This is a genomic window from Bradyrhizobium shewense (genome assembly GCF_900094605.1).
GTDB lineage: Bacteria > Pseudomonadota > Alphaproteobacteria > Rhizobiales > Xanthobacteraceae > Bradyrhizobium > Bradyrhizobium shewense.
Window position 1 is genome coordinate 176,951 of the sequence record NZ_FMAI01000006.1, and the last position, 21,521, is coordinate 198,471.

28 protein-coding genes are annotated in these 21,521 nt (G+C 63.3%); 12 read left to right on the forward strand and 16 right to left on the reverse strand.

The genetic code is table 11. The features are described 5' to 3' along the window. Positions 1–28 precede the first annotated feature (28 nt). The 8 genes from GA0061098_RS13725 to GA0061098_RS13755 form a co-directional block, all read right to left on the reverse strand. Positions 29–232: a hypothetical protein gene (locus GA0061098_RS13725; RefSeq protein WP_091956792.1), complete on the reverse strand. Its 204-nt coding sequence runs from the start codon at positions 230–232 to the stop codon at positions 29–31. A gap of 7 nt (positions 233–239) precedes the next feature. Then, positions 240–458 (reverse strand): hypothetical protein, encoded by a 219-nt coding sequence (locus tag GA0061098_RS43735; RefSeq protein ID WP_129590855.1) that lies wholly within the window; start codon positions 456–458, stop codon positions 240–242. Next, positions 455–964: an HK97 family phage prohead protease gene (locus tag GA0061098_RS13730; RefSeq protein ID WP_091956793.1), complete on the reverse strand. Its 510-nt coding sequence runs from the start codon at positions 962–964 to the stop codon at positions 455–457. The genes GA0061098_RS43735 and GA0061098_RS13730 overlap by 4 nt, the downstream gene beginning before the upstream one ends. A gap of 164 nt (positions 965–1,128) precedes the next feature. Beyond that, positions 1,129–1,704, reverse strand: coding sequence for a hypothetical protein (locus GA0061098_RS13735; protein ID WP_091956794.1), 576 nt, complete (start codon positions 1,702–1,704; stop codon positions 1,129–1,131). Then, positions 1,704–2,237, reverse strand: coding sequence for a hypothetical protein (locus GA0061098_RS13740; protein ID WP_129590856.1), 534 nt, complete (start codon positions 2,235–2,237; stop codon positions 1,704–1,706). Before GA0061098_RS13740 ends, GA0061098_RS13735 begins: the two co-directional genes overlap by 1 nt. Positions 2,238–2,374: 137 nt before the next feature. Further along, on the reverse strand, positions 2,375–3,043 hold the full coding sequence (locus GA0061098_RS13745) for a hypothetical protein (RefSeq protein ID WP_091956796.1): 669 nt from the start codon (positions 3,041–3,043) through the stop codon (positions 2,375–2,377). 141 nt (positions 3,044–3,184) lie between these two features. Beyond that, positions 3,185–3,370 (reverse strand): hypothetical protein, encoded by a 186-nt coding sequence (locus tag GA0061098_RS13750; protein ID WP_091956797.1) that lies wholly within the window; start codon positions 3,368–3,370, stop codon positions 3,185–3,187. A 26-nt stretch (positions 3,371–3,396) separates the two neighbouring features. Continuing rightward, a complete protein-coding gene (locus GA0061098_RS13755) occupies positions 3,397–4,644 on the reverse strand; it encodes a helix-turn-helix domain-containing protein (protein ID WP_091956798.1) in 1,248 nt (415 codons plus the stop codon). 1,873 nt (positions 4,645–6,517) lie between these two features. Between GA0061098_RS13755 and GA0061098_RS13770 the strand changes: the two genes are divergently transcribed. From GA0061098_RS13770 to GA0061098_RS13800, 8 genes are all read left to right on the forward strand, one after another. Then, positions 6,518–7,078, forward strand: coding sequence for a hypothetical protein (locus GA0061098_RS13770; RefSeq protein ID WP_245323299.1), 561 nt, complete (start codon positions 6,518–6,520; stop codon positions 7,076–7,078). Between the two features lie 215 nt (positions 7,079–7,293). Then, positions 7,294–7,920, forward strand: a complete 627-nt coding sequence (locus GA0061098_RS13775) for a PilZ domain-containing protein (protein WP_091956802.1) — start codon at positions 7,294–7,296, stop codon at positions 7,918–7,920. Between the two features lie 122 nt (positions 7,921–8,042). Beyond that, entirely contained in the window at positions 8,043–9,050 is a 1,008-nt protein-coding gene (locus GA0061098_RS13780; RefSeq protein WP_091956803.1) for an acyl-CoA desaturase, read from the forward strand. A gap of 137 nt (positions 9,051–9,187) precedes the next feature. After that, a complete protein-coding gene (locus GA0061098_RS44945) occupies positions 9,188–9,445 on the forward strand; it encodes a hypothetical protein (RefSeq protein ID WP_165637347.1) in 258 nt (85 codons plus the stop codon). 59 nt (positions 9,446–9,504) lie between these two features. Further along, positions 9,505–9,660, forward strand: coding sequence for a hypothetical protein (locus GA0061098_RS44950; protein WP_165637348.1), 156 nt, complete (start codon positions 9,505–9,507; stop codon positions 9,658–9,660). A 283-nt stretch (positions 9,661–9,943) separates the two neighbouring features. Beyond that, positions 9,944–10,984, forward strand: a complete 1,041-nt coding sequence (locus GA0061098_RS13790; RefSeq protein ID WP_091956804.1) for a PrsW family glutamic-type intramembrane protease — start codon at positions 9,944–9,946, stop codon at positions 10,982–10,984. Positions 10,985–11,053: 69 nt separating this feature from the next. Further along, the gene (locus GA0061098_RS13795) at positions 11,054–11,632 is read left to right on the forward strand and encodes an HdeD family acid-resistance protein (protein ID WP_091956805.1); all 579 of its coding nucleotides are present in this window, start codon (positions 11,054–11,056) and stop codon (positions 11,630–11,632) included. Between the two features lie 232 nt (positions 11,633–11,864). Further along, positions 11,865–12,950: a 3-deoxy-7-phosphoheptulonate synthase gene (locus GA0061098_RS13800; protein WP_091956806.1), complete on the forward strand. Its 1,086-nt coding sequence runs from the start codon at positions 11,865–11,867 to the stop codon at positions 12,948–12,950. Between the two features lie 59 nt (positions 12,951–13,009). Here GA0061098_RS13800 and GA0061098_RS13805 read toward each other — a convergent pair whose 3' ends face one another. The 3 genes from GA0061098_RS13805 to epmA are packed head-to-tail and all read right to left on the reverse strand — an operon-like array spanning position 13,010 to position 15,469. After that, positions 13,010–13,270 (reverse strand): hypothetical protein, encoded by a 261-nt coding sequence (locus GA0061098_RS13805; protein WP_091956807.1) that lies wholly within the window; start codon positions 13,268–13,270, stop codon positions 13,010–13,012. Between the two features lie 43 nt (positions 13,271–13,313). Then, on the reverse strand, positions 13,314–14,408 hold the full coding sequence (locus tag GA0061098_RS13810) for a lysine-2,3-aminomutase-like protein (protein ID WP_091956808.1): 1,095 nt from the start codon (positions 14,406–14,408) through the stop codon (positions 13,314–13,316). Then, on the reverse strand, positions 14,405–15,469 hold the full coding sequence (gene epmA / locus GA0061098_RS13815; protein ID WP_091956809.1) for an EF-P lysine aminoacylase EpmA: 1,065 nt from the start codon (positions 15,467–15,469) through the stop codon (positions 14,405–14,407). Before epmA ends, GA0061098_RS13810 begins: the two co-directional genes overlap by 4 nt. Before the next feature lie 162 nt (positions 15,470–15,631). Between epmA and efp the strand changes: the two genes are divergently transcribed. From efp to GA0061098_RS13830, 3 genes are all read left to right on the forward strand, one after another. Next, positions 15,632–16,198, forward strand: coding sequence for an elongation factor P (efp, locus tag GA0061098_RS13820; RefSeq protein WP_018323088.1), 567 nt, complete (start codon positions 15,632–15,634; stop codon positions 16,196–16,198). 21 nt (positions 16,199–16,219) lie between these two features. After that, entirely contained in the window at positions 16,220–17,842 is a 1,623-nt protein-coding gene (locus tag GA0061098_RS13825) for a peptidoglycan DD-metalloendopeptidase family protein (RefSeq protein WP_091956810.1), read from the forward strand. Between the two features lie 84 nt (positions 17,843–17,926). Beyond that, the gene (locus GA0061098_RS13830; RefSeq protein WP_091956811.1) at positions 17,927–18,913 is read left to right on the forward strand and encodes a DUF808 domain-containing protein; all 987 of its coding nucleotides are present in this window, start codon (positions 17,927–17,929) and stop codon (positions 18,911–18,913) included. 103 nt (positions 18,914–19,016) lie between these two features. Here GA0061098_RS13830 and GA0061098_RS13835 read toward each other — a convergent pair whose 3' ends face one another. After that, a complete protein-coding gene (locus tag GA0061098_RS13835; protein WP_091956978.1) occupies positions 19,017–19,520 on the reverse strand; it encodes a cupin domain-containing protein in 504 nt (167 codons plus the stop codon). A gap of 21 nt (positions 19,521–19,541) precedes the next feature. Then, positions 19,542–20,021 carry a carboxymuconolactone decarboxylase family protein gene (locus GA0061098_RS13840; RefSeq protein WP_091956812.1) on the reverse strand — a complete coding sequence of 160 codons (480 nt, stop codon included), beginning with the start codon at positions 20,019–20,021 and terminating at the stop codon, positions 19,542–19,544. Positions 20,022–20,075: 54 nt separating this feature from the next. Here GA0061098_RS13840 and GA0061098_RS13845 point away from each other — a divergent pair, with 54 nt between their 5' ends. Then, the gene (locus GA0061098_RS13845; protein ID WP_091956813.1) at positions 20,076–20,603 is read left to right on the forward strand and encodes a MarR family winged helix-turn-helix transcriptional regulator; all 528 of its coding nucleotides are present in this window, start codon (positions 20,076–20,078) and stop codon (positions 20,601–20,603) included. A 7-nt stretch (positions 20,604–20,610) separates the two neighbouring features. Here the strand turns inward: GA0061098_RS13845 and GA0061098_RS44955 are convergent, their stop codons facing one another. From GA0061098_RS44955 to GA0061098_RS13855, 3 genes are all read right to left on the reverse strand, one after another. Further along, a complete protein-coding gene (locus tag GA0061098_RS44955; protein ID WP_165637349.1) occupies positions 20,611–20,787 on the reverse strand; it encodes a hypothetical protein in 177 nt (58 codons plus the stop codon). 82 nt (positions 20,788–20,869) lie between these two features. Then, positions 20,870–21,121 (reverse strand): hypothetical protein, encoded by a 252-nt coding sequence (locus GA0061098_RS13850; RefSeq protein WP_091956814.1) that lies wholly within the window; start codon positions 21,119–21,121, stop codon positions 20,870–20,872. Positions 21,122–21,194: 73 nt separating this feature from the next. Next, positions 21,195–21,455 carry a hypothetical protein gene (locus GA0061098_RS13855; RefSeq protein WP_026202873.1) on the reverse strand — a complete coding sequence of 87 codons (261 nt, stop codon included), beginning with the start codon at positions 21,453–21,455 and terminating at the stop codon, positions 21,195–21,197. Positions 21,456–21,521 lie beyond the last annotated feature (66 nt).

Consider the following 21,521-nt stretch of genomic DNA (forward strand, 5'->3'; position numbering starts at 1 on the left):
CATCGAACACCCCTCCCCGTCACAGTCGCTAACCCGCGCTCACAGTAAGCACGTTGCTGTTGACCCAAAGCTGGCCAACGACGTGCGGATCCGCGGTGGGAAGGCCGGTGACGATCAGCTTGCCGGCGGCATTGACAGAGAACGTAACATTGCCGATTTGAAGGCTGCCACCTGCGACGACAGTCATCTTGTCGCCGCCGACTTCCTTATAAACCTTAGTTGCGTAGCTCATTTTATCCTCACCAAATCCTCAAAACATCAACAACGCGCCCATCATCGTCACGCACGCATTCGAAGCGATCGCCAGCGCGCATCTCGAAAGGGCCTTGCCACTCGGGGCGACGCCGCGTTGCCGCTAGGTTGTTCGCATGAATTTGCACAGTGCTGCAGTCGTCCAGTTCGGCGATGCCGCGACGGCGGCTGCGATCCCAGGAGTGCACCAATCCGTTGATCGTCATTTCAGGATACCTCGCTTGCGCTGCGCCATCTCGATACGACGCTTGGCAGCCATACTGTTGCTAGAGGCCCGGCTGATCTGAGCTGAGGTGTCCTTGCCGTAAGCACCCCACAAAACCAAACTGATCTCATACAGCTTCGCCTCGGTGATCAGTCGCTTCGGAATATCGCCGCTGTCATCCCACTCCTCGACAACCGGAGTGAATGAGACGCTGACCTCGTTAACCGTGCCGTTGCCCACCGTCGCCAATGCCTCTTGACCGAGCGGTGCAGCAGGATCTGGTGTCAGCGCATAATATAACCCCGCATTGTCCGAGCGCAGTTTAAGGCTGCCGTTGCTGATACGCCCCAGCGGCCTGCTTGGATCATGCGCCCAGAGAGCGGCGACATCTGGATTCTGCGCAAGGTGCTTGTCGAATGCACCGCGCGCGAATCGCTCCTCGAAAAGCCCCGCGATGATGGCGGGCCTATTCCAGGAAATGGCATAACCCGAGATTGTCTCAGCCATTACGTTGCGTCGCCCGCAATCTCTTCTCGCGTTTCGCTTGCATCAACTTGCGTGCAATCACAGCAGGCGAGTCCGAGCACTCTGAGTGCCGGCTTTCGCCAGGCAGCTTCACACTGCGGCGGACCGGCTTGCGGTCGGCCGCGTTAGAAGTGCGTTCGGATCCGTTAGACATAACCAGCCTCCTTCGCTTCCTTGATAAACCGCGGAATGTGGCCGTCGCGCGGTTCACCCAAGAAGCCAAGCGACATCGGCACTAACGATCCCCAAGAGATATCCTCGGCCTCGAATTGGTTGCGCAGGTCGTCATAACCAGCCCTCGCCTCAGCGAGTGCCTCAAGCGCCTTGGCCACTGCTGCGACGCGCCGACCGTACTCTGGCTTCGCAATTTGGCATGCGGCCCGGCTTGCTGGGCCTTTTGCGTCGCTCAACCGGCGACGAACTATCTCAATGGCGGTTTCAACATCCGCCAGTTGCGCGCGAATATCGGTCGCCTGCTTTTGGAGCATCGGCGTGCTGTCAGTCGCGTCGCCAAGCAATTCCGCGACTCGCGCTGGGACAGTTGGCCCGGTCGACCCAGACTCATCGATCCGTTTCTGCAGATCGCGACGCTCACTGTTAAGTTTAGATTGCAGTGCGTACAGGTCTGATTGCTTTTGCAGAAGCGCGGCATAAGCCGGATCGGCGTCAGCGAGGGAGGGAATGCGGTATTCAGCCGCCTCTTTCTTCTTGAGCAATGCCATCAAAACAATTCCTTCATCAAATTTACAAAAGCTTCGCCCTTCACCACGCCAGCAACGCGGTGCGGCGCCTGTTGATGTGACGCGAGCGCACCGGGTAACACGAAGCGGGTTACAGTGCCTTCCGGCGTATGCGCCGAAAATTCGCGCCAGCCGTGGACGAATTCGTAACGGTGCGCGCGAACGTCCTGGATAGCTTCAGGCGAACCGCCAATTGCTACCTCGGCTTTCACTTCCAGAAATTCCAGCGCAGACCGCGGAATGCGGGCCGGCGCATCAGCGGATAGTACCGCGCCGCCCGGAGTCATGAGCGCGTAAGCGAGCGCATGGTCCGGTGCCTCATGGAGTTTCGGTGCCGACATCAGGACGGCGAGCAAAAGACAAACGTCGCGCTGGCCCGGTGCAGGCGCAATTCCGGGTCCGCCAATAGGCAGTATACGCGCCTCCTGGAGGCGCCTTGCGACGCTATAGCCGCGCGAGCGTGGGAAGCCGACATGACGCTGGATGGCGTCAAGCGTTTGGTTGAGCGTGGCCACTTGGCCATCCTCCTCGTGATTTGTGTGTTGTGTTGCGAGTAGTGGTGCCAAAAAATCGCCGGACTAAGCCGGCGCAGGTGCACGTCGTAAGCAGTACCCTTGCCCTCTTGAGGCGAGGGGCAGGATTTTTTCAGTTTTCAGGCTGCAACCTGCAAATATTTTTGGATAGACATATCGACATAGCGTTCAGCCTTCGCGCGGCTGACACCGATCGCGTCCGCAATCTCGCCTATGGTCGCATCGCCGGCCGCCATATCCAGCAGCCCGCAAACCGACTTGCCGAGCTTTGCTCGGATCCGCTTTGTGTCTATGGCTTGGACTATCTTATCCTCTTCGCTCATGTCGTCCACGGTCCAGTCAGGGGCCGCTGCAGAGTGTTTCCGATCAAAGCTAGATCCGCCCGCAATGGGGCGCCACTCTCCCTTGACCGGCTTGCCGACGTCATCCCGCTCGGTGACGACGAAGATTTCCTGACTATGTGCGCGGTAATGCTTGCCCGCCTCCGCTTTCTCCAACTCGACCGCGGCCATGATGGCGTCGCCATCTAAAAGGTCGCGTTCAACAGTTTCCGTGTGATCAAAATCAATGGCCTGGTTGTCGTTCGCCGCGCTCAGGCGGGGCATGGCGTTCCGCACCTGCCAATCTATAAGCCCCATGACGAGCACTAACTTGCCCGCCTTATGCAAGCGCCGGCCTTGAGGCCAGGCGCCTCCCTGGTAGGCGCGCTCGCCTGTGGTTGCTTGCTCTGCCAGGATGGCGCGGTACTGCTCTGGCGTGCGCGGCTGGTTGTCGTTGGCTGGTGTCATTAATGCTCCGTGACGTGCTGATCGGCCGTCTGCGCGGCCTGGACAATAATCTGAATAACTGCGGGATTTAGCGTGCGACTGTGGGGCCGGTAGTTGGTGGCGAATATGGGAAGGATCGCGGTGGCCCCTCGCCCTGCCCGGTCAGGCCGCCTCGTCGTCCTCCTCATATTCAGCGCCCATCCAGGCCGGCCATTCGTCATTGGCTGCGGGCTTATCCTCGAATAGCTCAGGATGCGCCTCGTCCCATTCCCTCATGCCCGCGGCGCGCTCTTGCCGGGCCGTATAGCGCCGCTCCCATTCCTTGGTGCCGTAGTCATCGCGCGGCATCGGAGGGAAGGCTGCAACCCTCGCCCTCAACGCTGCCTCGTCGGCTTCGTCCACGGCCTGCTTGGCGGTGGTGGCGGCTCCGGCGTTGGCTCAGGCTTTGCCGGCAGCGGCGTATCATCGTCGGGACGGGTGGTCGGCGCAGTGAAACCATCCTCGGTTATGACGATGGTGCGGCCATGCAACTCGCTGGAGTCCAAAATCTGCTCAAGGCCGGCCGCGTGCACCAGCTTGGCCAGTTGCTGTTGGCCATCGAATTGGGTTTCGGCGTCGGGATGCTCCAACGTGATGACGTGCTCATGCTGCACGCCAGCCGCGTCGGTTGCGGTGAAGTGTAGCTCCGTCTCGCCGGAAGGGCCGACAACCTTGCTTGCAGTAATGCGGGCCGTTATGGGTGCGGCAGGCTTGCGCTTGGTTGGCTTGGCCGGATTGGCTGGCTTGGACTTGCTCGCCTTCTCTTGCTTCACGTAGCCGGTAGGAGCCACTTCGTCGTAACGCTCCTCGCGCAACCACGTGGCCAGGTGCTTGCGCGGTGCGTCCGGCTTGCCTTGTGCTGCCCATGAGGCTTGCCACTCGCCGGCCTTGGCAATCACGGCGGCGCGGTCAACCTCGGGCGGAAGCGCATCCCACGCAGCTTTGGCTTCTTTTTTGCCTTTCAGGCAGTCATAGGTGCGGTAGCATAGCTCAAAGGTTGGCTCGGCTTGGGAGCTTGGCAACTCTTCCACCGCCGACCCGCGCGCTGGGGTGGCCGCCAGGCCATCCCCAAGCAGCGGCACCGTAGGCGGGCGCGTGTCATCTCTACCTATCTGTAGGTCCGGCTTGTAAGCCGGACTACGTAGGTAGGATTCGGTGGTCATTTGCACACCACTAGCGCCTTCTAGTGGTGGGGATTCAACCACCACCCCGGTGGTCATTTGCACACCACTAGGGTCATCGTCGTTAGTGGTGGCCGCTTGCACACCACTGGCCGTGGTCACCCACCGCGGCACATATTCAGACGGCCGGCTGCCGGCACCCGTGGCGCGCGCCGCGTGCCCCCACTCGTCAAGCTCGCGACACGCCCTGATGACGGTCTTCCGGTCCATGCCGGTGGCTCGCTCAATGAAACGCAGGCTGGCACGACCGTTGCCGTGCTTCTGCCAATATGAATTGATGATTACCCAGCCCGCCTTCATGTGCCGCCCGGAGGTGCGCCGGTCGGCGGCAATCGCACCGAGCGTCCACCACTGAGAAAGCAAGTCGCCAGGCTTGGCGGTGCGCTGCTTAGCGTCGCTCATACTGACACTCTCCGACCGCGACCGCGGCGCGCGCTAGGCCATCGGCAACACTGCGGTCGAAGGTCAGCGAGTGACCGAAAACGCGCAGCGAGCCATCAGTCTTGCGAATGACAGAAACATCCAGTGCCCGAACTCCGGGCGCAACCTCAACGTCGATCGAGGCAAAGCGCCTCCCGCCCGAACAAGGACGCAGATTAAGTATCTTCACTATTCATCCTATTTTTTAAGAGGCCCGAGAAAGAGCCCCATCAACGGCCGCCTTCACTTCGGTCAGCCACTCGCGCGGCATCTCTGAAAGATGCGCTGTGCGCCACTCGGCGTCGTCACGACCAACCAAGACCTTGACCGTCACGGAATCCCCGCCAGCATAGTAAAGGTCGTCGACGTAACTCCCGTCCCGCATAACCATCTGCGTCTCCCAGGTTGGTGCCCATGCAGACAAATACGGGCGGTGCGCGCAAAAGACAGGGCGTCCGATAAACACACCGCCCCATACCAATAGTGCGGCTTTGCGGCCCCATTTACTAAACGGGCGCCCGAAATTTGCGGGAGCTAGGAATCCACAGCTGGCCCGGTAAAGGGCTGCGCGCTGGAACGTTTGGTGCCGCGGCGCGTCCTTGAGATATCGATCCAGTTGCTTGTGGGTCGACCGATGGACATAGTAGCTGCCTACGCGATCTCGGCCTTTATCGTCGGCTTTGGCATCGGGATCTTCATTGCCGGCCTAAACTCTGGCGCGCCAGCTTTGTGGGCCGGCGTCGCCCTGATACCCGTCCTGATCGGGCTCCTGAGTGCTTTCGGTCCCAAATAACAAATCCCTCCCGGAAAAAAACGGCCCCAGCAGTTTGGCGGCGGCTGGGGCCGTTGGACTTACTCCGGCCCGCACGGGGGGCATGAAGCCGGAGCACAGCACCAAGCCCGAGGCTTGCCGGGCGTTCCTAGAACTGTCTGAGGGATTGAGGCCACCCAACTCAGCGGCCTTACTTCTACGTGTTCCGTTTATAAATACACGCCTGGGGAACAAACACTGACCTATTTAAATTGCGCGGCCGTTCTTATCCGGAGAACTACGGGCCCTAGTTGGGTGCCCATTTTAGAGCCGTAACATAAGTTAATTTTTGAGCTGACAGGGCGTGGAATTCGTGCCTAATTCTTAGGCATCAAACACCTTGGGCTTAGGACACCATGGATGGAACTGTTTAAAGCTGAAAAGATTGGCGAAATCAAAAGCCAGCCGAATAGAGAGTGTAGATCCTGCGGAAGAACGCTCCGCTTGTTGAGACTCGTGTTTTTCCCGGATCGGGGAGCGACTGTGCGCGCGTTTGAATGCGAGTGCGGCGAACGTACTTGGGACGACGATTAAGGCTCTTCAGCTCGGCGTGGCACAGCTGGCGGAGAACTACGGGTTTTGGCACAACCCAAAAGCAATTTATCAGGTTGTGTGGTTGTGTTTTGGCGAACAAGCCGGTCCAGCCGCCAACACTTTATGGGTCTTCGCTTGCCTGACGGGTTGCCAAAAGCGGAATTTCGTCAACGATTACAGTGGACGAATTGTTGGCTAACCGACCGGCTAAGTCGTTGAGAATGCCCAGAAAGGTTGTTCCGCTAGGGAGCGCCAGTGCAGGCGACGGCGATAGATGGCGCCGCACTGAGCCGCCATGACAGCCCGGCTGCAATTTCCGCCGCTTCGCGTGAACCTCCCCGCTGCCCGCTACCGACCAATGTCAGTTGGAACCGGTCCAGGCCCATGGCGCAGTGTAACCCCGAGATTGAAGGTTCGGCCGGCGCATCCACAGCGAGGCCGGGCCTTCCGCCATGGCTGAGCCATCCCCACCAGCATCCATCGGACCGACGCGCCAAAATGCTGGAGCACATGGCGCGCGCCAGATCGCTTCCGCAGCGTCAGGCAGATTCCGCGCCGGCGGCGCTCGTGCCGTCAGGCAGCAGCGCCAAGAACGCAATCAGCGATATTCTCGGCGACGTCATCGGCCACGTTATCCTGTTCGGTATCCTCGCCCTGCTCTTCCAGTCGCGCATTCCGCTCTATCTCGGCGCGTTCGTCGTCCTGACCGACGGCGAGCGCATCGAAAGCGCGCTGGCAACGATCGGTATCCGCCTCGAGCCCGAAACGATCGGCCCCGACATCGTCAAGCGCTCCGCATTCTGGTTCGGCTGGTTCGCGTTGCTCGCCGCCTTGAAGGGCTCCGTCCCGGCCTGGCTCGCGCCATGGATGCCTCCGACCGAGTCATGGTCTTTCATCGCCGGCATCGCCCTCCTGCTCGCCATTGTCGAAGCATTCACGGCGCTGGCGATGCGGCGCGCGTTGCCGCCGTTGGGATTGCAGATCAGCCCGAACGGCCTGATATGGACGACGATCCAGTTCGCGATGGCCATGGGCTCGCTGGCTTTGCTGGTGCTGTTCGGATCACTCTAGGCGCCACAGCGCGTCGTTGCTTCACCGCACCCTCGATGACGATGTTGTGAGGCGGCCTGCAGCATAACGGGTCCTTATGCCGCGCTTTCTGCCGGGCGCGCGAAGCGCGCATTTACCGGAAATTTACCCCTGCTCCTTTGCGCTAGTATCATTTGCTTAGAATTTGACAGCTACCGTGGAATTACGGAAGCAATCCCGAACATCATTGGCACCTCATGTCCGTCGCAGAGTTCCTCAGGCAGCGTGCAGTGGACGTCACGGTCAGCGGCAGCTACTCGCTGCCCCGCTGGTATGATTGCGAGGGCAAGCTGCGCAGCTTCGCCTGCCGCACCAAGCGCGTCTCGCCCTTCCGAATGATCGTGGACGTGCCCGTCGTCGGCAAGGTCGGCGAGCGCCTCACCTCCTACTTCCAGGATTTCGGCGAATTCCAGTGCACGATCAGCGCGACGCTGAAGTCGGGCTTCCTGATGGAGCTCGACATGACGCGGGCGCGGCGCGCCTGGATGTCTGAAAAGCTGACCTGGCTCGAGAAGAAGCAGAAGGACGCCAGCGTCCAGGAGCTGCGGAACGACGCGCGTTTCGTACCGCAGGTCTCGCACACCTTCCTGACGCTCGCCAACGGCAGCAGCCATCCGTGCTTCATCATCGACGTCTCCACGGCTGGCGTCGCGATCTCCTGCGAATACGATCCCCCGCTCGGAACCCCGCTTGCGGTCGGCGTCTGCGTCGGGCGCGTGATCCGCAAGTTCGAGCACGGCTTTGCCGTCAAATTCGCCGAAAAACAGTCACGGGATGACCTCGTCCGCCTGATCGTCCGCACGCCCTTGCTCCAGTCGGCCTGAAGCCGGCCCGATCAATCTTAACTCTTTCTTAACTAAATACTGGAGATGGCGACCCCTGCGCAGTAGGGTGTGCCCCGGTGCGTCCGCAATCACTGCGGGCCTCGAGTATTGGAAGCCCCGGAATGTCCATCGCCGACGCCGAGTTCGCCCCGGCAGAGATCGCGCCGAACGCGCCCGTCGCGCCGAAGCCGCAGCTTCCACCCGGCGTCGTCACCGAAGGGCCGCTGGTCCAGGCCAAGCTGCGCGAGAGCTATCTCCTGCTCGGCATCCTCTATGTCGGCGCGGTCGCCGGCATCATCTGGGCCGTGACGCAAGGCGTCGGCAAGGTCGAGCTGTTCACGTTCGCCTGGATGTTCGCGCTGACGACGTTCGGCATCGGTGCCGGCATGCACCGCCTGTTCGTCCATCGCAGCTTCCGTACCGGCCCGATCATGCGTGTCTTCTTCTGCGCCATCGCCCAGATGGCTGTGCAGGGCTCGATCGCCAAATGGGTCGCCAACCACCGCCGCCACCATCTCTACGCCGATGACGTCGGCGATCCCCACAGCCCGCAATTCGACGGCTTCGGCAATCGCTATATCAGCGCGTTCAAGGGCTTTCTGCACGCCCAGGGCAGCTGGGTGTTCGACCAGGCGACCACCGACAACGAATACTATGCCAAGGACATCCTCGCCGATCCGATCGCGATGTTCTTCGTGCGCACGCGCTGGGTCTGGTACGGGATGTCGGCAGTCTTCATCCCCGGCGTGATCGGCTACACGTTCGGCGGCGTGCACGCCATGATCGGCTGCGTGCTGTTCTCCGGCCTGCTCCGCGCCTATCTGCTGATCCTCACCAGCCAGCTCACCGGCTCGGTCTGTCACGCCTATGGCTATCGTCGCTTCGAGGTCGTCGACGCCTCGACCAACGAGTTCGTGACCACGATCCTCACCTTCGGCGAGGGTCTGCACAACAACCATCACCGCTTCCCGCGGGACGCCTACATCTCGCACGCCTGGTGGGAGATCGATGTCAACGGCCTGATCATCCTGGGCCTGGAAAAGATCGGTCTCGTCCACGACGTCTTCCACGCCTCGCACCGTCAGCTGGAGCGGGCGGCCGAAGCAGAGGCGGCCTCGACGGCGCGCTGAATTGGCAGGCAGCGGCCACCGCCGGGCCGTCTTGCCTGCGCATCGCCGCCCTATCGCGGCCCCATTGCGGGATCAGCTTATGATCGTCCGTGCCTCCAGGCCGGGCGTCATTTGCAGACTTGCGATCGGGGGACCGAATGGCAGTCGACAAAGTTACAGTGGACAAGATCACCTGGGACAGGGTCGGCCGGGTCACTGAGCCCGGACGCTACATGTACACGTTCGGCTGGCTCACCATCACCGCCGGCGATCTGGAGATCTGGAAGCTCTACCCCCAGGCCGCGTTCACGCTGCTGGCGCAACCGGGCGAAGCCGACACATCCCTCGGCGAGGAATTCCATCTCGGCGCCTTCGACGTCGCTCCCGGGGCGCCGCCGCCGTTCACCACGCACTGAAGGCGGAAAGCACCGGCCGTTGCTGGAACGCATGGCATGGGCGTTGCTTTATCATCGCCATGATGCACATCCCCGCCGTCGACCAGGCTTTCCTGCTGGTGCTCATCGTGTTCTGCCTTGGCACCTGCCTCGTCCGCGCCTTCTGGGAGCTGGAGCAGGCGCGGATGCGCCGGCTCGCCTCGCCGCCCCGCGAGGACCCAACGAAGCGCGGCTAGCTGGCCTGACCGGCGCAGGGCTACGCCGTGAATCGAAGAAACCCACGCATTTCCTTGATCCGGCTTGCCAATCGCGCCTCAAGCTCGGCGGCGCGAGCGTTATCATGGATGACGAACAGGTGCTGTCATGCAATTGATTGCGCTTGTATTCTACGGCGCGACGGGCGACGGCAGATGAACGAAGTCTGTCGCGCTCGTTAAGCGAACCGACAGCGTGCGCATGACACATGGTCGCATCGGTGAATGTAGATAAGCGGATCAAGGGAACCTATTTTCGGCGCCGATGTACCTGATTGAAGCATTGCCCACCGTCATCGGAACGGCCGCCATCGCCCCGGCGCTGCTGATGCTGTGGCTTGTCATCGCCGCCGAGGAGCGTCCGGGACCGCCGGCCCAGGTCTGGACCGCGTTCCTGTTAGGCGCGGCCAGTATCTCGCTGCTGGGCCTCGCCCGCGCCCCCTTCGCCAAGATGGTCGCCGCGCCCGACGACCCCTGGGCGGCGCTGGCGATGCATTCGATCTTCGGCGTCGCGCTGCCAGAGGAAGCCGTCAAGGTGATCGCCATCGTGGTGATCTCCTCGACCAAGCGGCGGACCTTTGCCAATCCGATGGACACCGTGGTCTATGGCGCCGCGGTCGGCCTCGGCTTCGCCGCTTACGAGAACCTCGCCTATCTGGTTCAGCACGCCGAGATTTGGCGCTCGCTGGCCGCCTTGCGCAGCGTGCTGACGGTGCCGTTCCACGGCGCGCTCGGCATCATCGCGGGCGCTTATCTGACGATCGCGCGCGCCGGCACGGCGCTGGGTGCGAACCGGCACCATCGCGACTGGGCCCGCCTCTCCAGCCGCCTCCTGATGCTGGCCGGCCCGCTTGCGCTGCATTCCGCCTTCGACTTTCCGCTGCTGACCCTGCAAAGGATGCCCGACCTCGATCCGACACTGCGGATGTGGCTGGGCGCCTCCAGCCTCTTGATCGGCTTCAGCTCGATCGCCTTCGCGATCCGCCTGGTCCGGCGCGTCGCTCGCCATCACGCCCCCCGGACCGATGTCGCGCGGGAGCGGCTCAGCCAGCTCCGCCGGATGTGGGCGCTGCTGCTTGCCGGCGGCGGCGTCGGCTTTCTCGGCCTCGCCTTCGTGCTGACCTCGATCCATCACTGGCTCATCAACCCCGAGCGCAATCTGACGCTGGCCCTGATCCCGATCGGCTTCGTATCGATCCTGCTCGGCCTTGCGCTTCTGATTGTCACAACGGCGATCTATGTTCTTGGCCGCAACCGCATCCGCACCAGCGCGGAGGGTTTTTCCTCGGCGCCCGGCGGCGGGTGAGCCGCGGGATGGCGAGCGCGCTGCGCGCATACTAGATTGAGCGCTGACCTTTCGATCTGGAGCCTGCCGATGACGTCGCCCGAGGATTTTTCGCGGCTTCAATCCATGATGAGCCAGACGGTCAAGGCCCATTGGAAGGCCTTCTTGTTCGAGGGCATCCTGCTCGCAATTCTCGGCGTCGCGGCGCTGATCCTGCCGCCGCTCGCAAGCCTTGCTATCGCGATCTTCCTCGGCTGGATGTTCCTGATCAGCGGCATTGGCGGGCTGATCGTGACCTATTGGGCGCGCAGCACGCCGGGCTTCTGGTGGTCGCTGATCTCGGCTGCGCTCGCCGTGCTTGCCGGCATGCTGCTGCTGGCCCGGCCGATGCAGGCCGTGCTGACGCTGACCATCGTGGTCGGCGCCTACTTCCTGGCCGAGGGCGTCGCCACCATCATGTACGCACTGGAGCACCGCCGCGAGCTCATCGGCCGCTGGTCGTGGCTGCTGATCTCGGGCCTCGTTGACATCGCGATCTCCTTCATGGTGATCACGGGACTGCCGAGCTCGGCGGAATGGGCCATCGGCGTCCTCGTCGGTATCAACCTCCTGTTTGGCGGCGCCAGCCTGATCGGCCTGGCGCTGGCGGCGCGCAACAGCAACACCTGACCCGCCTCGTCACCTGCCGCGCAGATTGGGGGTGACAATCCGCCGATGGCGCGCTATATGCCCCTCCATGATCACCGTCGCCACCAGCTATTTTTGGTACTTTAGCTACGACAGCTCGCTGGCGGCAGGAGGATCGCGCTCAATCTGAATATTGAAGCAAACGTCCGAACAAGCCGCCAGACCTGGCGGCTTTTTTATTGGCCGGCAGGTTCGAAACAAACAGGAGCCCGCCGTGCTGAGCACGACCGACGATCTTCGTATCCGCGAATTGAAAGAGCTGAGCACGCCCGATGAGGTGATGCGGGAAGTCCCGCGCACGCTCACCGCGACGCGTGTGGTGATGGCGGCGCGCAACGCCATCCACGCCATTCTCGCCGGCCAGGACGACCGCCTGCTGGTCGTGGTCGGCCCCTGCTCGGTGCATGACCCCAAGGCCGCGCTCGAATATGCCGAGCGGCTCGCGAGCTTGCGCGAAGAACTCGCCGACCAGCTCGAGGTCGTGATGCGGGTCTATTTCGAGAAGCCGCGCACCACGGTCGGCTGGAAGGGCCTGATCAACGATCCCGATCTGGACGGCAGCTTCGACATCAACAAGGGCCTGCGGCTGGCGCGCAACGTGCTGTCGGCAGTGAACAATCTCGGCCTGCCCGCCGGCACGGAATTCCTCGACATGACGACGCCGCAATACATCGCAGACCTCGTGTCCTGGGCCGCGATCGGCGCACGCACGACCGAGAGCCAGATCCATCGCGAGCTGGCCTCGGGCCTGTCCTGCCCGGTCGGCTTCAAGAACGGCACCGATGGCAATGTGCGGATCGCAGCGGACGCCGTGAAGTCGGCCTCGCATCCGCATCACTTCATGGCGGTGACGAAGCTCGGCCGCTCGGCGATCGCCTCGACCGCTGGCAACGAGGACTGCCACATCATCCTGCGCGGCGGCAGCAAGCCGAACTATGATGCGGCAAGCGTCGCGGCCGCCTGCAACGAGCTGACCAAATCCGGTGTCGCGCCGCTGGTGATGGTGGATGCCAGCCACGCCAATTCGAGCAAGAAGCCCGAGAACCAGCCGCTGGTCACGGCCGACATCGCCGGCCAGATCTCAGGCGGCGAAGGCCGCATCATGGGCGTGATGATCGAGAGCAACCTCGTTGCCGGCCGCCAGGACGTCGTGCCGGGCAAGCCGCTCACCTACGGCCAGAGCATCACCGACGGCTGCATCGACTGGCCGACTACGGCGACCGCGCTCGAGCAGCTCGCCGACGCGGTGGAAATCCGTCGCAACGCCCGGCGCGCCGGATTGCAGGAGCGCTCGGCCTAGCTCATGGCGAACTCGCGTTCGCTCTCCTCACCTCTCCCCAACGGGGAGAGGTGAAAGGATCAGCAGCCGCGGCAGATGCTCTTGATCTTGCGATCGAGCTCCGCGTCTTCCTTGTTCGCGGGGGTGTTCGGATTGCTCAAATTCTTCTCGCTCGGCACGTCAGCCGCCCGCGGCTGGCGGTGACCGACCGGTGCCGGCAACACCGATCCAGAGGTTCCGCCGCTGCCGCCGGAGGTCGATCCCTTGGAACCGCCGGTCTGTGCTGCCGCCGCGCCGCCAAGCAAGACCACGAGCGATGCTGCCACCATGATCTTTTTCATTTCCGCCTCTCCATTCTCGAACCGGCGCGCTCTCCATCACCGCTCACGTCTCGGGCGGATAGAGATGAACGTCGCCGCAATAGTCCACGATACGATAGCGCGTTTCGGCCCCCGCATCACCCGCATGGGGTGCGGTATTTTGTGGCGCCAGGACGTAGCTCGGCCCCACCGGGGATTTGCCGGCGCCGCCGGGAATGTCGATGACATAGTCCGGCTGACAAAGCCCTGACACCCGCCCGCGCAACTGCCGCATCAAATCCTGTCCTTCGGCAAGGGTCGTGCGAAGATGCGCGGTGCCCGGCGCGAGGTCGCCGTGATGCAGATAATAGGGTTTGATCCGGCATTCGACGAAAGCTCGCATCAAATCCGACAGAGCGGCGATGTTGTCATTGACCCCGCGCAACAGCACGGACTGGCTAACCAGGGGAATCCCGGAATCGACGAGCCGCGCGCAGGCGGTGCGCACCGGTCCCGTCAGTTCGCGCGCATGGTTGGCATGCAGCGCCACCCAGGTGGCCGCGCCCTCGACCTTGAGCGCCGCAACCAACTCGTCGCTGATGCGCGCGGGATCGGCCACGGGCACGCGGGTGTGAAGGCGGATGATCTTGACGTGGTCGATTGCCGCGAGTTCGGCCATGATCTCGCCCATCCGGCGCGGCGACAGCATCAGGGGATCGCCACCGGTCAGGATCACTTCCCAGATCTCGTGATGCGAGCGGATGTAATCGATCGCCGCGCGATAGGCGCTATCCGACAGCGCGTTCTCCTTGCCGGGTCCCACCATTTCGCGGCGGAAGCAGAAGCGGCAATAGACCGCGCAAACGTGAACGAGCTTGAACAGGACGCGATCGGGATAGCGGTGCACGATCCCTGCTACCGGCGAGTGCGGATGATCGCCGATCGGATCGGCGTCCTCGCCCGGCTGCATCTCAAGCTCCGCGGCGCTCGGAACGAATTGCCGTGCGATGGGATCGTCGGGGTCGGACGGATCGATCAGTTCGACCAGCGCCGGCGTGATCGCCACCGCATAGCGCGCGGCAACGCGCTCGAGCGCCGGCAGCGCTGCTGCGGGCGCCAGACCTTCAGCGACGAGCTCAGCCGGCTCGCGCAGGGTGCGTGCAAGGTTCGTTTTTGTCATGTCTCACTAGACGCTTCATTTGCAGGTGGCGTCCAAACCACCTGATCGATCCGCGATGCGCCGCTTGCCAGCATCACCAGCCGGTCGAGGCCGAGCGCGACGCCGCTCGCCTCCGGCATTGCGGCGACCGCAGCCAAAAAGTCCTCGTCGAGCGGATAGGCTTCGCCGTAGCGGCGCTGCTTCTCCGCCATCGATTCCGTGAAGCGCTTTCGCTGCTCCGCGGCATCGGTCAGTTCCCCAAAGCCGTTGGCGAGCTCGACGCCGCATGCGTAGACCTCGAAGCGCTCGGCAACCCTGGGATCGTCAGTCTTCACCCGTGCCAACGCCGCCTCTGGAGATGGGTATTCGAACAAAATGGTCAAACGCCCCTGCCCCAGATGCGGCTCGACGTGCTCGACCAGCACCTTGCTGAAGACGTCGGACCAGGTGTCATCCCCGGCCACACGGACCTTGCCACTGGCCGCCTCGGCCAGCGCGGCACGGTTACCCTCGCCGTCCCTGATTGTCGACAGCAGGTCGATGCCGACGAACCTTTCGAAGGCGCCCGCGACCGTCAGGAGCTCCGGCTCGGCGAAGGGATCGGCGGTCCGCCCCCGGAACGAGAAGGTGCCGATGCCGGTCGCCTGCGCCGCACGGGCGATGACGACGACGCAATCGGCCATGATGGCGTCATAGGAGGCGCCTGCCCGATACCATTCCAGCATGGTGAATTCGGGCAGATGAAGGTCGCCGCGCTCACGGTCCCGGAACACCCGGGCGAACTCGAAAATCCGCGTCTCGCCCGCCGCCAGCAGCTTCTTGCAGGCGAATTCGGGCGACGTCCGCAGATACCGGAGGGCTCGGCTACCGTCCGGCCGCATGATCTCGGTCCGAGGGGCGTGCAGGTGGGTCTCATTGCCCGGAGACACCTGGAGAACGGAGGTTTCGACCTCCACGAACCCCTGCTCCGCGAAAAAGCCCCGTAGAGACCCGGTAATGGCCCCCCTGGCCTGGAGGAACGGCCGACGGTCGAGGTGCCGCCCGGGCGACCAGAACGGTGAGATGGGCTTGTCCCCAGCCATTACCCGACCGCCCCAGATCCGAGCAAAACGCTGGCATCTAACGGCAAAATCAGTATGTTGCGGCCCGAAACGGGCGCCGAGGTCCGATTTGAGGCCCCAAGTCCCCCATCGAATTGATCACGTCCTGGCCGGTGCCGGGCCAAGCAAGCAGGAAATATAGCTTTGAGAGTCATCGCCAGTTCTATTCGCAAAGGCAACGTGATCGAGCAAGACGGCAAGCTCTATGTCGTCGTCAGCGCCGAAAACATCCACCCCGGCAAGGGTACCCCGGTCAGCCAGATCGAAATGCGCCGAATCTCGGATGGGGTAAAGATCTCCGAGCGCTACAAGACCACCGACCAGGTCGAAAAGGCCACCATCGAAGAGCGCAACTACACGTTCCTGTATGAAGATGGCGACGGCTTCCACTTCATGAACCCGGAGACCTACGACCAGGTCCAGGTCTCCAAGGACGTCGTCGGCGACGCGGCCTCGTATCTTCAACCGGACATGACCGTCAAGCTGTCGACCCACGACGTCAACGTGGTCTCGCTCGCGCTGCCGCAGCGCGTGACGCTGGAGGTGGTCGAAACCGAGCCGGTGACCAAGGGCCAGACCGCCTCGTCCTCCTACAAGCCGGCGGTGCTTTCCAACGGCGTGCGCACCACCGTGCCGCCGCACATCGCGGTCGGTACCCGCATCGTGGTCATGACCGAGGACGGCTCCTACTCCGAACGCGCCAAGGACTGACGGGGAACAGAGCGATCGCAGGTGCCGCCGGGGGGCGAGACAGTGGTTGGGAAGGGTTTCCGCTTCGTCTCGCTTCTTTTGGCGTCGCTTTCGCTCCTCATTGCCGCTCCGCTCGCTGCGGATGAATTCCGCAGCCCCTCGCTCACGGCCCTGCGCGTCGACTGGCGCGCAGCGCTCGACCAACTCCGCACCGAGATCAACAGCCGCCCCCGCGTCGCGGACGATTTCATCTTCGCACCTCGCCGTTCGGTGCCGCGCTACGATCCGCGCGCGATGCCCGCCCTGGTGCAGCTCAACGCGGTTTCCTCGCGATTCTTCACCGGCATCACCCGCAGTCCCGTGCCGGTGCTGCTGCCGTTCGACGCCGCCGCTTACCTCGAGGCGCAACGCAGCGGCGCGACGGCGACGCTCGCGCTGTCGCGCTATCAGGCGGACTTCAATCCCGTCGACATGTTCGATGCCGGCCCCGCCGGCTACAGCGCGACTTTCTCGCTCGAGCCCGGCGCCGGTGAGGGAATGCCTAGCCGGGTGTTCACAAGGCCGGTCGAAGTGCACATCACAGGATCGGCGCTCGTCTACGACATCGCCGATCCCGCCGGCGGCAAGGGCGAGCAGATCAAACCACTCACAGCGCTCTACCCGGACCTGCGCAGGTTCATCCGGGAAGGCTATGTACGCTACGCTTTCACTCGTTTCGGCGTCGCCTATGTGGTGTCGATCCAGTGCCTCGACAGCGTCGCCAAGCCGCGGCGGCTGGCCTGCAAGGAAGCCTATCCGGTGGCCGAGCGCTTCCTGAAGGCCCTGCGCGTCGCCGGCGGCCAGCGCATGCGGCCATTGACGGACATTGCCTCCAACGTCCTCGATCGTCCGGCGGGCCGTTCGCCGGATTTCAGCTACCGGCCGAGCGGCGATATCATCCCGAACACCGGCTACCGCAAGCAGGGCGGCCATCCCGACGCAATGGCCTATGCACAAATCCGCTTTCCGCTCGAAAAGGCACCCGCCTTCATCCGCTCGCAATCCTATGCCAAGCGGGACAGGACGGAGAGCACGACCGCCTATCCCTGGCGCGACAATTTCTGCGAGTCCCGCAGTTTCGAGGTCTGGCAATGCGCGGGCGGTTACGGCCATCAGGGCGAGGACATCCGCGCCGCCGACTGCCCGCCGCCCGGCGAAGGCCGCGAGCCCTGCGATCCCAAGCAGCGCGGCGTCGTCGCCGTGCGCGATGCCATCGTGATCCGCGCGTCCAAGGATCAGGCCGCGACGCTTCAAGTCAACAGCCGCACCGAGCACATCCGCTTCCGCTACATGCACATGAATCCGCACGCAATGAACGCCGATGGCGTGCTCAATGGCCGCATCGTCACCGAAGGCGAGAAGATCGGTGTGATCTCGAATTATCTCGACCATCCAGCCGGCACCTCGATGCATCTGCATTTCGACGTGCAGGTGTTCACACGCGACGGCTGGATCTGGGTCAGCCCCTACGTCACCCTGGTCTCCGCCTACGAACGCCTGATCCACGCCCGCGGCCGCGAGGTCGGCCCGGAGATCGCGATCACGTCGCAGCCGGTCGCCCATGCGCTGCCGGACGACGTGATCAAGCCGGATCTGCGCGAGGGATCGAGCGGCGAGGAGAATTGAGGGCTTGCTCGCTCCAATGAAGGGCGGTGCAAGAGCTTGTTGTCGCGCGCACCGCCGGCTCAAACAAAAACAGGGATCGGGGTGATGAGTGTCGGACTGATCGGTCTTCTCGACGATATCGCGGCGATTGCAAAGGTGGCAGCGGCCTCGCTCGACGATGTAGCGAGCCAGGCTGCCAAAGCGGGCGTAAAGGCGGCTGGCGTGGTCATCGACGACGCGGCCGTTACGCCGAACTACGTCATCGGCTTTGCCTCGAAGCGCGAACTGCCGATCGTCGGCAAGATTGCGGTCGGATCGCTGCGCAACAAATTGCTGATTTTGCTTCCCGCTGCCCTGCTGCTTGGTTATTTCCTTCCCACCGCGGTGACGCCGCTGCTCATGCTGGGCGGAGCCTTTCTCTGCTACGAGGGTACCGAGAAGGTGCTCGAAGCCGTGATGCCGCATCATGCGCACCACCACGAAGCCCAGCTCGAGCCGATCGCACTGAATGCCCGGTCGGTCGAGGACGAGAAGGTCGCGAGCGCCATCAAGACGGATTTCATCCTGTCGGCGGAGATCATGGCGATCACGCTGGCGGCCCTCCCGGCGGGCAGCATCTGGATGCAGGCGCTGGTGCTGGCACTGGTCGGCTTCGGTATCACGGTCGGGGTCTACGGCGTGGTGGCCCTGATCGTGAAGGCGGACGATGCCGGCGTAGCCCTTGCGGGCTACGACGGCGCCTCAGTCATTGGCGCCGCGATCCGCTCGCTTGGACGCGCCCTGGTCCGCGGTATGCCCACCTTCCTGGCGGTGCTGAGCACCATCGGCACTGCCGCCATGATCTGGGTTGGCGGCGGCATCATCCTGCACGGCATCGAAAAATACGGCCCGCCCGTGGTCGGCCGCACGGTCCATGCCGCAAGCGAGGCGGCCGCACACGCCCTTCCATCCATTGCCGGCATCATCGAATGGTCGGTCGAGGCAGCCATCTCAGGCGTGCTTGGACTTCTTGTCGGCGCAGTTGCGATTCCGGCCGTCCAATACGGTCTCTCGCCGGCATGGAAACGGCTGAGGCGATCGCGGGCGGGCTGAAGGGAACGAGCCGTGTAGCCCGGATGGAGCGAAGCGTAATCCGGGGACTTTCTCGCGCGAGGCAACGGTCCCGGATTACGCTTCGCTCGATCCGGGCTACCGATTATTCAAGCAACGTCGTGAGCTGCGCGCCCTCGTCCGCCACGAACACCGCGATCAATTCCGCGGGCTCCGTCGCGCTGGCGTTGGCCGAGACCAGATGCGTCGAGCCCGGCGGTTCGAAGAAGGACTGGCCGACGCCAAACGTCTCGACAGGACCGCCGCCGAGCTGGGAACGGATCTCGCCCTTGGTGATGTAGGCGGTCACGGATCCAGCGTGACGATGCGGGCGCGAGAATCCGCCCGGACCATAGGTCACGCGCACGATGGTGACGCGCTTGCCCGGCACGTTCGGCAATGCGTAGGAGCCGATCGGTTCGACCTTGTCGAGCGGCGAGCTCTCCGCCGCTGTGGCGCAGAGCGGCGCCAGCGCGCCGGAGACGGCATCCATCGTCACCGGCAGCGCTTTGCCGATCGCCAGCGCACAGGCCAGCCCTGCAACGACGGCGAGCGCCGTCGAACGTGACGGCGCCGGACGCTGTACGGCAGATAAACTCATTGCTGTCATCATAACCTCCCTTCGTGCCGATCAGGATGCCGCGGCATTCGCGGCCGCCGGCCGCGGCGCCGGCGTCCAGCGAAACGCAGCCCCGAAGCGGTTCCAGACGTTGATCGAGGCGACCGCCGAGGTCAGGTACATCAGCTCGGTCTCGGAGAACTCCCGGGCAGCTTCGGCATAGACGTCCTCGCTGACGCCGTCGGGCAGGACGGTCAGCGACTCGGCCCAGGCCAGCGCGGCACGCTCGCGCGGCGAAAAGATCGGCGCCTCGCGCCAGACCGCGACCAAATGGAGCTTGTCGACGGGAACGCCGATCCGTTCCGACAGCAGGACATGGTGCTGCACGCAGAAGGCGCAGCCGTTGATCTGCGAGGCGCGCAGCTTGACGAGCTCGATGAGCTGCTTGTCGAGGCCGGCCTTGGTCGCAAGCTGACCGAGCGCCAGCACCAGATCATAGACGTCAGGCGCGATCTTCTTGAAATCCTCGTATTCGCTACGGGCATGTGACATTGCGGTTCACCTCGTCTTATTATAAGTGTACTTACATATTATAAGAGCTCTGACATGTCACGCAAGACCGACGCCGTCACCAGATCGAAAACCCGCACGGTGCCCGAACCTGCCGGCGACGCGGCGGTGCGTGTTCCCGCTGCCGGCGAAGGCAAGCGCGGCGAGCAGGGCTATCTCGGCTATCTCTTGCGCCAGGCTCACGCCGCAGTCCGTCTGACGATGGAGCGGACGCTCGCAGACCTCGGCGTTACGTCGCCACAATTTGCCGTGCTGACGATGCTGAATGCCTATCCGGGACTATCGGGTGCCGATGTCGCCCGCCTCACCTTCCTCACGCCACAGACGGTCGGGGTCATCATCCGCAACCTCGAACGCGACGGCGCGATTCTGATGACGCCTCATCCCGTCCACGGCCGTATCCAGCAATGGACGCTGACCAAGCGCGGAACGTCGTTGTTGAAGGCGTGCCGGGAACGGGTGATGGCGCTGGAGAAGCGTCTGGCTGGCGGCCTCGACGCCAAGGCCGAGGCGAGCATTCGCCGCTGGCTCGCCAACGTCGCGACGGAGTTGCAGGGGGACTAGGTGTGGTCTAGTCGCCGCCTCCTCCGTCACAGCCGCCGGCATCCGAGAAATCGCCACCTGCACCGCCGTCGCCGCCCTGAATACCGCGGCCAAAGTTCTCGGCGATGATCATCAGAACGACGACGAAGAGCCCGGCGCCGAAGGGCCAAGGATTGGCACGGATGATGTCGAACAGCTCCCGCATGCCGCATCCTACGCGGACGGAAGCGAACCGACCGTAAAACGACAGGCCTAAAGTCAGGGATATCGCGAAGCGCGGGAGCCGACTACCCGCCCTTCAACTCTTTCTTAACCTCACCATCGACCCAGGTCTCGTCCGCCGCGATCACCCGTACGCGGCTGTCGTCGGTGGCATTCACCAGCACATGCGAACTCACCCGGTCGGCGCTTTGCTCGAGGTGCAGATCGGTCTCGGGCTTCCAACTCAGCGTGGTTGCGAGATCGCCGGGAAAGATCTGCCATTGCGATCCGTCGTCGAGTTCGACGACATGGCTTTCCGCGTGCGTGTGTATCTTCATTCCACCCCGAATGTTCGATGAACGGACTGCATGCGAAAGGCGGGCCCCGACGATCCGCCGGGGCCCTGCTCCGTCAGTCGTTGTCGTGATGAATTACAGTCTTGCTGCGATTGCCGAATTCATCCTGCTTCTTGATCACCGTGGTGCGATCAGAGGGCTCGCGCTCCCTGATGACGGTGGTGCGGTCGCGATCACGGTCTCGCTCGCGGTACTCGTGGGACTGACCGACCGTCACGCCGGCGCCGACCGGGCCGACGTGAACGCCGACTTCATCAGCGAACGCGGGCGTCGCGACGGCGGTGATCATGGCGGCGGCAAACAGATATGTCCTCATCATCATCTCCTCCTTCCGGATACGGAGGGAATGCAGGACTGCGACAGTTTGTTCCGACAGAAGCAT

Bases quoted from the DNA above. Each gene is read 5' to 3' on its own strand.
- GA0061098_RS13790 (WP_091956804.1), top strand. From the start codon at position 9,944: ATGTACCTGATTGAAGCATTGCCCACCGTCATCGGAACGGCCGCCATC.
- GA0061098_RS13730 (WP_091956793.1), bottom strand. From the start codon at position 964: ATGGCTGAGACAATCTCGGGTTATGCCATTTCCTGGAATAGGCCCGCC.
- GA0061098_RS13855 (WP_026202873.1), bottom strand. From the start codon at position 21,455: ATGAGGACATATCTGTTTGCCGCCGCCATGATCACCGCCGTCGCGACG.
- GA0061098_RS13850 (WP_091956814.1), bottom strand. From the start codon at position 21,121: ATGAAGATACACACGCACGCGGAAAGCCATGTCGTCGAACTCGACGAC.
- GA0061098_RS13725 (WP_091956792.1), bottom strand. From the start codon at position 232: ATGAGCTACGCAACTAAGGTTTATAAGGAAGTCGGCGGCGACAAGATG.
- GA0061098_RS13845 (WP_091956813.1), top strand. From the start codon at position 20,076: ATGTCACGCAAGACCGACGCCGTCACCAGATCGAAAACCCGCACGGTG.
- epmA (WP_091956809.1), bottom strand. From the start codon at position 15,469: ATGGCTGGGGACAAGCCCATCTCACCGTTCTGGTCGCCCGGGCGGCAC.
- GA0061098_RS13840 (WP_091956812.1), bottom strand. From the start codon at position 20,021: ATGTCACATGCCCGTAGCGAATACGAGGATTTCAAGAAGATCGCGCCT.
- GA0061098_RS13770 (WP_245323299.1), top strand. From the start codon at position 6,518: ATGGCGCGCGCCAGATCGCTTCCGCAGCGTCAGGCAGATTCCGCGCCG.
- GA0061098_RS44950 (WP_165637348.1), top strand. From the start codon at position 9,505: ATGATGCACATCCCCGCCGTCGACCAGGCTTTCCTGCTGGTGCTCATC.
- GA0061098_RS44955 (WP_165637349.1), bottom strand. From the start codon at position 20,787: ATGCGGGAGCTGTTCGACATCATCCGTGCCAATCCTTGGCCCTTCGGC.
- GA0061098_RS44945 (WP_165637347.1), top strand. From the start codon at position 9,188: ATGGCAGTCGACAAAGTTACAGTGGACAAGATCACCTGGGACAGGGTC.
- GA0061098_RS13735 (WP_091956794.1), bottom strand. From the start codon at position 1,704: ATGGCATTGCTCAAGAAGAAAGAGGCGGCTGAATACCGCATTCCCTCC.
- GA0061098_RS43735 (WP_129590855.1), bottom strand. From the start codon at position 458: ATGACGATCAACGGATTGGTGCACTCCTGGGATCGCAGCCGCCGTCGC.
- GA0061098_RS13755 (WP_091956798.1), bottom strand. From the start codon at position 4,644: ATGAGCGACGCTAAGCAGCGCACCGCCAAGCCTGGCGACTTGCTTTCT.
- GA0061098_RS13750 (WP_091956797.1), bottom strand. From the start codon at position 3,370: ATGCCGCGCGATGACTACGGCACCAAGGAATGGGAGCGGCGCTATACG.
- GA0061098_RS13745 (WP_091956796.1), bottom strand. From the start codon at position 3,043: ATGACACCAGCCAACGACAACCAGCCGCGCACGCCAGAGCAGTACCGC.
- GA0061098_RS13830 (WP_091956811.1), top strand. From the start codon at position 17,927: ATGAGTGTCGGACTGATCGGTCTTCTCGACGATATCGCGGCGATTGCA.
- GA0061098_RS13795 (WP_091956805.1), top strand. From the start codon at position 11,054: ATGACGTCGCCCGAGGATTTTTCGCGGCTTCAATCCATGATGAGCCAG.
- GA0061098_RS13805 (WP_091956807.1), bottom strand. From the start codon at position 13,270: ATGAAAAAGATCATGGTGGCAGCATCGCTCGTGGTCTTGCTTGGCGGC.
- GA0061098_RS13775 (WP_091956802.1), top strand. From the start codon at position 7,294: ATGTCCGTCGCAGAGTTCCTCAGGCAGCGTGCAGTGGACGTCACGGTC.
- GA0061098_RS13835 (WP_091956978.1), bottom strand. From the start codon at position 19,520: ATGACAGCAATGAGTTTATCTGCCGTACAGCGTCCGGCGCCGTCACGT.
- GA0061098_RS13810 (WP_091956808.1), bottom strand. From the start codon at position 14,408: ATGACAAAAACGAACCTTGCACGCACCCTGCGCGAGCCGGCTGAGCTC.
- GA0061098_RS13780 (WP_091956803.1), top strand. From the start codon at position 8,043: ATGTCCATCGCCGACGCCGAGTTCGCCCCGGCAGAGATCGCGCCGAAC.